The following is a 12,106-nucleotide window of genomic DNA, read 5'->3' as shown; positions in this document are numbered from 1 at the left end:
GTTAGCGTCGCCACGACACCACAGTGGACATCCGCAGCAGGGGGAGAAAACCTTGACTCTGTCCGATTCCAGCCCACCCGTGACCACACCGGCACCCGCTGACACCCAACCGGACCACGGTCACGCCAAGCGCTGGCTGATCCTCGCGGTCATCGCCATCGCGCAGGTCATGGTCATCCTCGACGCCACCGTGGTGAACATCGCGCTGCCGTCCGCCCAGCAGGACCTGCTCTTCAGCGACGACCAGCGGCAGTGGCTGATCACCGGCTACGCGCTGAGCTTCGGCAGCCTGCTGCTCATCGGCGGCCGGGTCGCCGACCTGTTCGGCCGCAAGATCACCTTCCTGATCGGCGTCGCGGGCTTCGCCATCGCCTCCGCCGTCGGTGGTGCCGCGGGCAGCTTCGAGGTGCTGGTCGCCGCCCGCGTCGGGCAGGGCGTGTTCGCCGCGCTGCTGGCCCCCGCCGCGCTGTCGCTGCTGACCACCACGTTCACCGACCCGTCCGAGCGCGGCAAGGCGTTCGGCATCTTCGGCGCCATCTCCGGTGCCGGTGGCGCGATCGGCCTGCTGCTGGGCGGCGTGCTCACCGAGTACCTCGACTGGCGCTGGTGCATGTACGTCAACCTCGTCTTCGCCGCGATCGGCTTCTTCGGCGGCGTCTCGCTGCTGACCAAGGGCCGCGAGGCCACCGAGCGCCCCAAGATCGACCTGATCGGCGTCGTCACCGCGACCGCGGGCATGTTCGCCCTGGTGTTCGGCCTGGGCAACGCCGAGTCCGAGTCGTGGAGCTCGCCGAGCACCTGGGGCTTCCTGATCGCCGGTGGCGTGCTGCTGACCGCGTTCGTCGCCTGGCAGACCAAGTCCGCGCACCCGCTGCTGCCGCTGCGCATCCTGCTGCACCGCAACCGGGGCGGCTCGTTCCTGGCCATCTTCGTGCTGTGCGCCGGGATGTTCGTCATCTTCCTGTTCCTGACCTACTTCATGCAGGTCAACCTGCGGTTCACCCCGGTGACCAGCGGTCTTGGCTTCCTGCCGATGATCGGCACGCTGATGGTCGGCGCCACCCTGGCGACCACCGTGCTGCTGCCCAAGGTCGGGCCGCGGCTGCTGGTGACCGTCGGCATGCTGCTCGCCGGTGCGGGCATCGGTCTGCTCGCGCTGCTCGAGGCCGACAGCAAGTACGCCTCCGCGGTGCTGCCCGCGCTGCTGGTCGCCGGCTTCGGCATCGGCCTGACCATGGCGTCGGCGATGAACGTCGGCATCGCGGGCGTCGACCCGCAGGACGCCGGTGTCGCCTCGGCGGCGATCAACGCGGTGCAGCAGATCGGTGGCTCCATCGGCACCGCGCTGTTCAGCACCATCGCCGCCAGCGCGGTCACCGCCTCGCTCACCGAGGGCAAGAACCCGATGGCCGCCGCGGTGTCCGGCTACAGCGCCGCGTTCACCTGGAGCGCCATCCTGTTCGGCGTCGGCGGCGTGATCTGCGCCTTCGTGCTGCGCCCCGGTGTGCCGGAGGAGCTGCGCACCGCGGGTCCCGCAGTCCACATGTGACAGTCCACAAAGGGCTCTCGACCACGGTGGTCGGGGGCCCTTTGTGCGTTCCGGGGGCGGTCGGGCCCGGCGCCGGCTACGCTTGTCCCGGGGCAAGGGTGGAGGACTGACTGTGGCCGAGATCGACCCGGAGCGACCGCACCCCGCGCGGATCTACGACTACCTGCTCGGCGGGGCCTGCAACTTCGAGCCGGACCGCGCGTTCGCCGAGCAGTTCCTGCGGGTCATGCCCGGCGCGGCCGACGCGGCCCGCCTCAACCGCGCCTTCCTGCGCCGCGCCGTCCGCGCCTGCGTCGAGGACGGCATCACCCAGTTCCTCGACCTCGGCTCCGGCATCCCGACCGTCGGCAACGTCCACGAGACCGCCCGGGCGCCCGCGTGCTGTACGTCGGCAACGACCCGATCGCCATCGCCCACAGCGAGATCGAACTCGCCGACGCCCCCAACGCCACCGCCGTCCTCGGCGACCTCCGCGACCCCGACGCGGTGCTGGCCGCCGCCGCCCAGGTCCTCGACCTCACCCGACCGGTCGGCCTCCTCATGCTCGCGGTCCTGCACTTCGTCGAAGCCCCCGAAGAACCACTCCGCCGCTACTACGACGCCCTCGCCCCCGGCAGCCACGTGGCCATCACCCACGGCACCGCCGACGAAGAACCGGAGAAGCGCGAAGACGTCCTCCGCCTCTACGCCAGCAGCGGCTCCCCAGCCACCCCCCGCGACCGCACCCAGGTAGCCGCCTTGGTCGAAGGCCTGACCCCCCTCCCACCCGGCGTCGTCTGGACCCCTCTCTGGCGCCCCGACGAACCGGTCACCACCAACCCCGCCCGGTCACTCACCTACGCCATCGTCGCGCGCAAACCCTGACCAGCCAATGCCTCGGCCTCGGCCACCGCGGCGCGTGCCTGGTCCAGGGGAGTGGTGAGCGGGGTTCGATCCACCGGCAGCCGGATAGGTAAGCCCGTGCCCGGGGCGGTTGGGCTGAGCGGGTGATCGGGGGATGGACCGGCCAGGGAGCGGGACAGCAGGATGGTTCGGTGGGCGGGGAGGTAGTAGCGGGCGGCGCGGGCTAGGGCTCGGTCGTGTTCGTGGTGGACGCGGGCGGTCAGGCGGCGGGCCCGGGTGAGATGGCGGTGCGCTTGGCGGAGGTGGCGGTGGTGTTCGGCGTCCGCGCGGGTGATGACGCGGGTGAGGGTGGCGGCTCGGCGGGTCAAGGGGGAGCCGTCGAAGGTCTCCTGCTGGACGATGATCCAGGGGGCGGCGAGGGTGCACCCGGCCAGCACCAGGCCGATGGCGGTCGCCACGGAGGTCTGGTCCACCAGGTCGCCCTCGTGCCGCAGCCGCAGCAGGATCGACACCGCCGCGCACCCGCTGACCACGAGCAGCAGCACCGCCGTCCAGGTGATCACGACCCCCTCGCCGCCGCCCACCCGCCGGGTCCACGCGCGTCGGCCCAACTCGACCGCGAGCTTCGCCTGCACCCCGGCGCCGAACAGCGAGAAAGCGACCGCGGTGGCCATCGGCGCGGGTTGGGGTGCGGCCCAGTCGAGGTTGAGCAGCAGGGCGACGACGGTGAACAGGGCCACCGCGTCGACGGCGAGCAGCAGGTAGGCGATCGCGGTTATCAGTCGACTTCTGCTCTGGTGGTGGGTCGTCACGCCCGCGGACACCTCTTCATCGATGGTGCGCAGCGTCGCGGCGAGCAACGGGCGTGCCTCTGTGGCGCTGATGGCCCATCCCCGCGCGGCCGTTGTGTGGTAGGAAAAGCCGAGGACACGAGTGGTGTCCGCGGCAGCGAGGGCGCTGGCGCGGTGGGCGGTCGACGCGGCCGCCGCCGAGCAGGCCCTCTTGCTCCACCGACCCAGCCTGCGGGAGCGGCGGTGGACGAGCCTGCCCGCCCTTCCCAGGCCCCGGACCTCGTGCGCGAGCTCACCGTTCTCGGTGCCCCGCGCCAGGAACGTGGCGTTCGCGGCGACGACGGGGTGTCGCAACCACAGCGACAGCGGCAAGTGACGGGATCGCATGGCGGGTCTCCCTACGGGCGGGTCACGATGAGCGAGACGGACCGGTTGCGCTGCGCCGCGGCGGGGATGAGCACCCCGCCGGGGTCGCGGTCGGGGACAAGGGGCGCGTCGAACCCCAGTCCCTCGACGGTCAACGCCGCCGCGGGGACTCCGTGGGCGGCCAACGCGTCGCCCACGGCGCGGGCGCGGCCCAGGCTCAGCGCCCGCGCGGAGTCCGGCGCGCCGACCGAGGCGGTGCGGCCGAGGAGGTGGACCCGCGCGCCCGCGGGCAGCGCGGCGGCGAACCCGGCCAGCAGCGGGTCGGCCTCCGGGAGCAGCGCGGCCGAGTCCGGGCCGAACAGGATGTCGCTCGGCAGTTCGACCGGCCCCGCCGCCACCGCCGGTGCGGTGATCGCGGGCAGTTGGGGGATGGCGACCGTCGGCACCGGCGTCGTGGACCGGGGTTCACCGCCCGCCAGCGGTTCGGTGTCGACCGAGCAGTCGCCGCCGCCCGCCTGGCAGAACCGGGTCCACATCGCGGCCAGCCGGTCCCGCAGCGGCGCGGGCAGCGGCTCCTGCGGCCGCCTGACCTCGCCCAACCCGCTCAGCACCACCCGTTTGCCGCGCAGATCGGGCACCAGACCGTCCCGGACGGCCTGGTCGACGACCTCGGCGGCGCCGATCCGGTCCCAGCCGAGCGCCGCGACGGCCAGCGGACCGGATGTCTGCAGGCCAGAGCTGATGACGACGGCCGTGGCCGGTCCCGGTACGCGGGCGACCGCGTCGAGCAGCCCGACGAGGTCCAGTTCGGCCGCCGCGCTGTCCGCGTCGCCGAGCACGGCGCCGATCCGCAGCACCTCTTGCCTGGTCAGCTCGGCTCTGCGGGCGGTGTCGTGCTCGACCTGGGTGCCCCGGCGCAATCGCATGTCGCCGTCCTCCAGCACCCTCGGGCGCTCGACGCCGCCGATCACGATCCGCAGTCGGCCCCGGTCGGTGCCCAGCGCGGCGGCGACCTCCGCCCTGGCCGCCGCGGTGAGCGTCGGCCGCTGCTCGGTCGCCACCGCGGTCACCGCGATCACCAGCGTGACGCCGGTACCGGTCCGGTCGCGGGCACCACCGCAGGCCGCGGCGCCGAGGCAGGCCGCCACCGCGGTGGTGATCATGAACAGCGCCTTCGCGGCTTTCGGTCGCCGCGGGCCGCCGTGGTCGCCGAGCCTGCGTCGTCGGGTCATCGCGCGCTCCCCTCGGGCCGGGCCGCCCACCGGGGGCGGCTACGCAAGTCCGTCTTCAGATTCCGAGATTCACGCGCGCGATACAAGTGCTCAGTGCAAGTGCATGAGGCAAGTGCGTCGAAATTCGGCCACTCGCCGTCGTTCCGTACACCGTTCGGGGCACACCCATCCGGGTGTCGTGCACTTGCACCGTGCAAGTCCGCGACCTCCGGTCCTCAGTGGATCGAGCCTGGTCACGGGCGGCAGGAACAGGCCATCCGCTGGTCGTGCCAAGTTCAACCAGTGGTACCGTCGAACATCGATCCGGGCGAGCAATCCCGTCCGGCAATTGCATGGCGCGAGGAGGCGTTGATGCCGTCGCAAACGCCGCTCATCCCGCGGCGTCGCCTGGGGCAGGAACTGCGCAGGCTGCGCGAGCTGCGTGGGCTGCACCTCGAGGACGCGGCCGACCACCTTGAGTGCTCGCCGTCGAAGATCAGCAGATTGGAGACCGGGCAGGGAGTGCCCAAGGCACGGGACGTGCGCGACCTGCTCGACCTCTACGGGGTCGGCGACCAGCGGTTGCGCGACCAATTGCTGCGGCTGGCCGGGGACGGCCGCAGGCAGGCGTGGTGGCAGGACCTGGCGGATGTGGTGTCCAGTGCGATGGACACCTTCATCTCGCTGGAATCCGAAGCCTCCAACATCCGCTACTACGTGCAGTCGACATTTCCCGGAATGTTCCAAACGGAGGAGTACGCGCGCGAGTTGTTCCGCGCCATCTACCCCCGGGATGACGATGTCGAACGCGAGAAGCGGGTCCGCCTGCGCCTCAAGCGCCAGGATATTCTCGTCGAGCGCGAGGACCAGCCCAGGATCGGCGTCATCGTCGACGAGGCGACGCTGCACCGCGTCGTCGGTTCGTCGGCGGTCATGGCCGACCAGTTGGCCGCGCTGCTGCAGGCGAGTGAGCGTCAAGGTGTCACCCTGCGCGTCTACCCCTTCGCAGCAGGGCCCGATATCGCCATCCAGTGCACGTTCGTGGTCTTCACGTTCGAGAGCGAGTACGACCGCAACTCGGTCCACATCGAACTCAGCGCTGGTGATCGGTGGCTCGAGCAAGAGAGCGACATCACCCGCTACACGCGGATTTTCGATGACCTCGGCCGCAAGTGCCTCTCCGTCGAGGACAGCCGGGACATGATTCGTTCGATGATGGAATACTATTCGAGCAAGGAAGAACCGCCCCGATGAACACCATTTACCAGCAGAGCAGCTTCTGTTCCACCGGTGGCTGCGTCCAGGTCGCCGTGCTCGCGGACGGCACCGTCTCGCTGCGCGACTCCAAGAACCTGACCATTCCCGCGCACACCTACACCGCCGAGGAGTGGGTCGCGTTCACCGCGGGGGTCAAGAACGGCGAGTTCGACCTCGTGCCCGGCGGGCTGCTCGCGGGCTGAGGTCCGCCACCTGTCCTCGTCGCCACCCTCCGCGACCGCGCCCAGCGGGTCGCGGAGGGTATTGGCGCGTCTCGTAACCATCCGGTAACCTGAGGTGACGAGGTCGCCCGACGTCGTTACCCCCAGCGGTGTGGTCGAACGCGCCAACCCGGCCACCCGAGGTGTGCCTGCTTTCGGCACTGGTCGCCCGCGCCCGGCGCGCGCCGTCCACCGGGTCGTCGGTGTCGGGGCAGGGAGGGGGCGGCCCATGTCCGGTGTGACGTCGAGCGAGTCGGGGGCGGGGGAGACCGGTTTCCGGCGCGGCTCCCGCTGCACCACCGGCGCGTGCGTCCTGCTCTCCGCCTCGGCCGACCTGCTGCGCGTGCGCGGCAACGATCCCCAGCGCGAACTCAGCTTCCCGGCCGCGGCCAGGGGGCCGCTGCTGCGCGCCATCACCGACGGGCTGCTCGCGCCTGACCGCTGAGCGCGCCCGCGTGCCGGGACGACCCCGGACCGTGAACTCGCTGTGACGAACCGAATCCAGCAAACCACCACACGTGGACGGATGATCGCCCGTCGGTGTGATTCGCTACTCTCGGTCCCTCCACTCGGGGGTCAGTCCACGCACGCGAGGAGTACCTGGTCATCGAACAGGGTGAGTTGATCGCCGGGCGTTATCGGCTCGAGGAGCCTGTCGGCAGCGGCGCTATGGGTGTGGTGTGGCGGGCGCGCGACGAGCGCCTGGAGCGGGTCATCGCCCTCAAGCGGTTGATCATCCGGCCCGGGCTGACCCCGGCGCAGACCGACGAGGCGCGCCGCAGGGCCATGCGGGAGGCGCGCATCGCCGCCCGGCTGCAGCACCGCAACGCGATCGCGATGCTCGACGTCGCCGAGCACGACGGCGACCCCTGCCTGGTGATGGAGTTCCTGCCCTCGCGCAGCCTGTCCGCGGTCATCGCCGAGGACGGCCCGCTGCCGCCCGAGCAGGTCGCCGCGATCGGCTCCCAGGTCGCCGCCGCGCTCGCCGCCGCCCACGCGGCCGGGATCGTGCACCGCGACGTGAAGCCGGGCAACATCCTGCTCGCCGAGGGCGGCACGGTGAAGATCACCGACTTCGGCATCTCCCGGGCCATCGACGACGGCACCGTCACCGAGACCGGCATGCTCGCGGGCACCCCGGCCTACCTGGCCCCGGAGATCGCCCGCGGCAACGAACCCAGCCAGTCCTCCGACGTGTTCTCCCTCGGCGCCACGCTCTACCACGCCGTGGAGGGCGGCCCGCCGTTCGGCCTGAACCCCAACCCGCTGGCGCTGCTGCACGCGGTGGCCTCCGGCGAGGTCACCCCGCCGCGCGGCGCGGGCGCCTTCACCCCGACCCTGATGACGCTGCTGCGGCCCGAGCCGACCGACCGGCCGACCATGGAGGAGGCGGCGTCCATGCTGGCGCTGCCGACCGCGCCCCTGCAGGTCCCCGCCTTCGAGCAGCGCACCGTGCCCGCCGGGCCCAACCCGATGCGCGCCCAGCCCCGCCAGGCCCCGCCGCCGCCCCGGCGCCTGCCGCCGGGGGAGCACGGGCAGCAGCGCCAGCCCGCGCAGCAGGGACCCAAGCGGGGCGTGCTGATCGCCCTGCTGCTCGGCGTCGTCGTGCTCGCCGCCGCCGTCACCCTGGTGCTCACCAGCTCCAAGGAGCCCCTGGGCACCAACACCGTCACCACCACCATCGTCACGGTCAGCCAGGACCCGCCGAGCACCCAGGCGCCGACCACCTCCGCCCAGCCGGTGCAGTCGCAGAAGATCGGCGACTACCCGGCCGCCGGGCGCGCGGTGATCGCCTACTACGGCAGCGACAGCCCGCCCCAGCAGCGCTGGGAGATGCTCGGCCCCAACGGCAAGGCCGTCTTCGGCGACTACGCCGGGTTCGAGCGGTACTGGGGCCAGTTCCAGTACATCGCCTCCCGCAACGCCAACGGCGTCACGTCCAACCAGGACGGTTCGGTGAACGTGCCGGTCGACGTCACGGTCAAGGGCGCGGCGGGGGAGGTCGCGGGCAAGAAGACGGTCAAGGTCGTCCTGCTCGACGGCCGCTACCTCATCGACTCCGATTCGCGGTAGCCGATCGCGGGGTACCTGCGGGGTTTGCGCGACGAGGACCGCGGTGGCAGCGTTCGCCGGGTCCGCGCCCACCGAGTGCGAAGGAGGCCGACCGTGCCGCTGATGCCCGTCACGGAGTCGATGTTCCTGCTCGGTGAGTCCCGCGAGCACCCGCTGCACGTCGGCGGACTGCAGCTGTTCGAACTGCCCGAGGGCGCCGGACCGGACTACGTCGGCGAGCTGCACCGCGCCCTGCTCGACACCAGCGACATCCACCCGCTGCTGCGGCGCAGGCCGCGCGACCCGGTCGGCAGCGTCGGGCAGTGGATGTGGACCGACGACGACCGGCTCGACCTGGAGTACCACGTCCGGCTCTCCGCGCTGCCCACCCCCGGCCGGGTCCGCGAGCTGCTGGAGCTGGTCTCCCGGCTGCACGGCTCGCTGCTCGACCGGCACCGCCCGCTGTGGGAGGCGCACCTGGTGGAAGGCCTGCGGGACAACCGGTTCGCGCTCTACACCAAGGTCCACCACGCCCTGCTCGACGGCGTCTCCGCGCTGCGGCTGCTGCAGCGCTCGCTGACCGCCGACCCGACCGTGCGCGACACCCGACCGCCGTGGGCGGCCCGCCAGGACGAGCCCAGCGGCCCCCGGTCGCGCACCGGCGTCGGCGCGGTGCTGCGCGACATCGCCGGGCTCGGCCCCGCCCTCGCCAAGTACGCCAACGAGGTCTTCCGCGCGCAGACCGCCACGCTCCCCTTCGCCGCGCCCCGCTCGATCCTCAACGTGCCGATCACCGGCGCCCGCCGGTTCGCCGCCCAGGGCTGGCCGCTGGCCAGGGTCCGCGCGGTCGGCGACGCGGCCGGGGCGACGGTCAACGACGTCGTGCTGGCGATGTGCGCCGGGGCCCTGCGGCGGTACCTGCTGGAGCTCGACGCGCTGCCCGAGCGGCCGCTGGTCGCCGCCGTCCCGATGTCGCTGCGCAACGGCGACGACAGCGCGGGCGGCAACGCGCTCGGCATGATCCTGTGCACCCTGGCCACCGACCGCGCGGACCCCGCCGACCGGCTCGCCGCCATCACCGAGTCCACCCGCAGCGGCAAGGACGTCTACCGCGGCATGTCGCAGCTGCAGGTGACCGCGCTCAGCGCCATCCCGTTCGCCCCGCTCGCGCTCGGCCTGCTGCCCGGCGCCGTCCGGCTCACCCCGCCCGGCTTCAACCTGATGATCAGCAACGTTCCCGGCCCCACCGAACCGCTGTACTGGAACGGCGCCAGGATGCTCGGGGTGTACCCGGTGTCGATCCCGTACGAGGGCCAGGCCCTCAACATCACCGTGACCAGCTACAACGGCTCGCTGGAGTTCGGCCTGACCGGCTGCCGCCGCACCGTGCCGCACCTGCAGCGGCTGCTCACCCACCTGGACACGGAACTGGCCGACCTCGAGAACGCGGTCTGAGCGCTCGGGGCCGGCCAGTTTCCGGGGTGTGTCCTGGATCAGCCGCTCTTGCGGCGGAACTGGCGCTTGGCGCCCGCGCGACCGTGCGCGTCGTGCACCTTGGACGCCGAGTCGGCGTGGCCCTGGCCGTTCTTGGACTGGGCCTGCTTGCGGGCCAGCGCCTCGCGGAAGCGGGCCTTCACGTCCTCGGTGTCCGTGCCAGGGGTTTCCTCGGTCTGGCCGGGCTGTTCGGACATGGTGGCGACCTCCAGGCGAGACGGGTGGTGGTCCCAGCCTCGCACGTGCGCGCGCTGAGGTCGAACCGATTTCGCCGAGGGCGTCACCGCGAGCCCTCGGACCGCGCCTTCACCCCCTCCGCCTCCAGCGCGAGGTACCGGTCGGTGAGCCCCGCGGTGAGCCTGGCGATGATCACCCCGAGCGGGCCGGTCATCTCCAGCGACAGCACTGCCCGCGCGCCGTCGCCGAGCGGCTCGACGGTGTGCGTGGCAACCGTTCGCGCGCCCGGGCCGCCCGCGACCCAGGTCCACGACCGGCCGTCGTCGAACTCGGTAATGGTCCAGACCGTGGTGGGCAGCTTGGGCTGGCGGATCCGGGCCCTGGTCCCGATCCGCAGCGGGCCGTCGTCGAGCACGGTGATCGAGGTCACCGACGCCGTCCACTCCGGCCACCGCTCGACGTCGCGGTAGACCGCCCACACGTGTGCCGCCGGTGCGGCGATGTCAACCCGGGTACCGAACCGCATCGGCCAAGGGTAGCGCCGATGATCAGCGGCGGGTGGCACCCGACTATCCTCCGCGGTGGATCTTTCTCGGCGGAGGACGACTGGTGAACCTGCTGGACCACATCGCGGCGGTGGCGGAACTGGCGGAGTGCACCGGGTGCGACCACCGCGCCCTCGGCGCCGACCCGGCGCGCAGGCTCGCCTGGTACCGCGCCGCCGACCCCGCCGACGAGGCCGAGTTCCTCGCCGCCGTGCTGCGCGACCCGGACCCCGCCACCGGCAGCGCCGCCGCCATCGCCCGCATCGACGACCGGGCCCAGCGCGGCCCCGGGTTCGGCCGGTGGGCGGCCAGGGTGCGACCCGCCGTCGCCGCCGCCGAACCGGTCGCCGCGCGGCTGGCCGAGTGGTGCCTGCTGCACGACGCCCTCGCGGGCAAGCCGGTCTCACCCGGCGCGGTGCTCGCCGCGTCCGACTGGGCCCAGCGCAGGCTCGCCGCCGCGGTCGACGGTGAACTGCTCGCGTTCCTGGCCGTGCACGGTCGAACCCGCCGGGTCCGGGCGCTCACCAGGGTTCCCCGCCCGGTCCGCGCTCGCAGGCTGGCCTGCGACGACTAGCGGCAGTCCTCTCTGGAGGGTGCGGTGCGGTCGCGGTTGGTGGAAGAGTGGACCACCTGGCGAGAGGAGAACCATGTCGTACCTGGGGACCACCGGCGAGCACAACGCCCGCTTCCGGCCGGTGGACGAGATCACGGTGCTCGACCGGCCCACCACCTCGGCGCACTTCGTCGCACCGGGAACGGCCACCAACGGCCAGTTCGGGCTTTTCCGGTGGGACATGGCGCCGCACGCCGGTGGGCCGAAACCGCATTTCCACCGCAAGATCTCCGAATCGTTCTACATCGTCGAAGGCGCCGTCCGGCTGTTCGACGGGCAGCGCTGGGTCACCGCCACACCGGGCGATTTCCTCTACGTCCCGGAAGGCGGAGTGCACGCGTTCACCAATGAGTCCGACGAGCCCGCCTCGATGCTGATCCTGTTCGCGCCGGGGGAGCCGCGGGAGGACTACTTCGTCGAACTCGCCGAGATCGCCGAATCCGGTCGGGAGCTCACCGAGGCCGAGTGGACCGAGTTCTACGCCCGCCACGACCAGTTCCACGTCTGATGGGCCAGCCGGGTGAGGCCCTGTAGCGGGGCCGCGCCCGGTGTCGATGCGCAACACATGGTGCGCAGATCGCTGCTGCGGTGCGGCGCGGTCGCCTCGGCGCTCGTGGTGGGCGCCGGGGTCGCCGCGTGCGGGTCGGAGGACGAGACCTGGCGGTGCGCGGCCGCCCGGTGCGAGCTGACCGTCTCCGGGTCGCCGACGCTGGAGGTGTTCGACGCCAGGCTCAAGGCTGACGTCGGCCAGGACCGGGTGCGCGTCGCCGGTGGCGGGGTGGACATCACGCTCAACCCGGGGGACGCCGCGGTGGTCGACGGGCTGGTGGTCGAACTGCGCGGGGTCGACGGGGGTGTCGCGCGCCTCGTGCTGTCCCCGGTCGATGACCGTTTCGCCCGGCTCGACGGCGGGTAGACCACTAGCGGGAGCACCCCACAGACCCGACCGCCGGACGCGCCCACCGCCCTCCCCCCGGGTACGGGCAG

13 protein-coding genes and 1 pseudogene are annotated in these 12,106 nt (G+C 72.3%); 10 read left to right on the top strand and 4 right to left on the bottom strand.

The features are described from left to right. Positions 1-79: 79 nt before the first annotated feature. Together BMY07_RS08385 and BMY07_RS36040 are read left to right on the top strand one after the other, a co-directional pair. Entirely contained in the window at positions 80-1,549 is a 1,470-nt protein-coding gene (locus tag BMY07_RS08385) for an MFS transporter (protein WP_245782269.1), read from the top strand. Continuing rightward, a pseudogene (locus tag BMY07_RS36040) lies at positions 1,503-2,413 on the top strand (SAM-dependent methyltransferase). Before BMY07_RS08385 ends, BMY07_RS36040 begins: the two are co-directional and overlap by 47 nt. On the opposite strand, the gene BMY07_RS08375 reads toward BMY07_RS36040, so the two are convergent. Next, positions 2,386-3,570 (bottom strand): hypothetical protein, encoded by a 1,185-nt coding sequence (locus tag BMY07_RS08375; protein WP_143073402.1) that lies wholly within the window; start codon positions 3,568-3,570, stop codon positions 2,386-2,388. The pseudogene BMY07_RS36040 and the gene BMY07_RS08375 sit on opposite strands and share 28 nt — an antisense overlap. 11 nt (positions 3,571-3,581) lie before the next feature. Beyond that, on the bottom strand, positions 3,582-4,781 hold the full coding sequence (locus BMY07_RS08370; protein ID WP_092775988.1) for an OmpA family protein: 1,200 nt from the start codon (positions 4,779-4,781) through the stop codon (positions 3,582-3,584). Between the two features lie 282 nt (positions 4,782-5,063). Between BMY07_RS08370 and BMY07_RS08365 the strand changes: the two genes are divergently transcribed. The 5 genes from BMY07_RS08365 to BMY07_RS08345 all read left to right on the top strand — a co-directional run bounded on the left by BMY07_RS08365 (position 5,064) and on the right by BMY07_RS08345 (position 9,745). Beyond that, on the top strand, positions 5,064-6,014 hold the full coding sequence (locus BMY07_RS08365) for a helix-turn-helix domain-containing protein (protein ID WP_143073401.1): 951 nt from the start codon (positions 5,064-5,066) through the stop codon (positions 6,012-6,014). Beyond that, positions 6,011-6,220 (top strand): DUF397 domain-containing protein, encoded by a 210-nt coding sequence (locus BMY07_RS08360; protein WP_092775984.1) that lies wholly within the window; start codon positions 6,011-6,013, stop codon positions 6,218-6,220. The genes BMY07_RS08365 and BMY07_RS08360 overlap by 4 nt, the downstream gene beginning before the upstream one ends. 247 nt (positions 6,221-6,467) lie before the next feature. Beyond that, positions 6,468-6,683 carry a hypothetical protein gene (locus tag BMY07_RS08355; protein WP_092775982.1) on the top strand — a complete coding sequence of 72 codons (216 nt, stop codon included), beginning with the start codon at positions 6,468-6,470 and terminating at the stop codon, positions 6,681-6,683. A gap of 224 nt (positions 6,684-6,907) precedes the next feature. Then, complete coding sequence (locus tag BMY07_RS08350) at positions 6,908-8,311, top strand: serine/threonine-protein kinase (protein WP_092775980.1); 1,404 nt, start codon at positions 6,908-6,910, stop codon at positions 8,309-8,311. Positions 8,312-8,404: 93 nt separating this feature from the next. Next, positions 8,405-9,745 (top strand): WS/DGAT/MGAT family O-acyltransferase, encoded by a 1,341-nt coding sequence (locus BMY07_RS08345; protein WP_092775978.1) that lies wholly within the window; start codon positions 8,405-8,407, stop codon positions 9,743-9,745. Between the two features lie 38 nt (positions 9,746-9,783). Here the strand turns inward: BMY07_RS08345 and BMY07_RS08340 are convergent, their stop codons facing one another. Both BMY07_RS08340 and BMY07_RS08335 read right to left on the bottom strand, forming a co-directional pair. Beyond that, entirely contained in the window at positions 9,784-9,981 is a 198-nt protein-coding gene (locus BMY07_RS08340; protein WP_092775976.1) for a DUF5302 domain-containing protein, read from the bottom strand. A gap of 83 nt (positions 9,982-10,064) precedes the next feature. After that, a complete protein-coding gene (locus tag BMY07_RS08335) occupies positions 10,065-10,487 on the bottom strand; it encodes an SRPBCC family protein (RefSeq protein ID WP_092775974.1) in 423 nt (140 codons plus the stop codon). Between the two features lie 83 nt (positions 10,488-10,570). Between BMY07_RS08335 and BMY07_RS08330 the strand changes: the two genes are divergently transcribed. The 3 genes from BMY07_RS08330 to BMY07_RS08320 all read left to right on the top strand — a co-directional run bounded on the left by BMY07_RS08330 (position 10,571) and on the right by BMY07_RS08320 (position 12,035). Then, positions 10,571-11,080: a hypothetical protein gene (locus BMY07_RS08330; protein ID WP_092775972.1), complete on the top strand. Its 510-nt coding sequence runs from the start codon at positions 10,571-10,573 to the stop codon at positions 11,078-11,080. Between the two features lie 73 nt (positions 11,081-11,153). Continuing rightward, complete coding sequence (locus BMY07_RS08325) at positions 11,154-11,627, top strand: cupin domain-containing protein (protein WP_092775970.1); 474 nt, start codon at positions 11,154-11,156, stop codon at positions 11,625-11,627. Between the two features lie 57 nt (positions 11,628-11,684). Beyond that, complete coding sequence (locus BMY07_RS08320; protein ID WP_092775968.1) at positions 11,685-12,035, top strand: hypothetical protein; 351 nt, start codon at positions 11,685-11,687, stop codon at positions 12,033-12,035. Positions 12,036-12,106: the final 71 nt, after the last annotated feature.

The sequence above is a fragment of the Actinokineospora terrae genome (assembly GCF_900111175.1).
Lineage (GTDB): Bacteria > Actinomycetota > Actinomycetes > Mycobacteriales > Pseudonocardiaceae > Actinokineospora > Actinokineospora terrae.
Note: the sequence above shows the minus strand (reverse complement) of the source record. Positions and strands in the feature narration are given on the sequence as shown.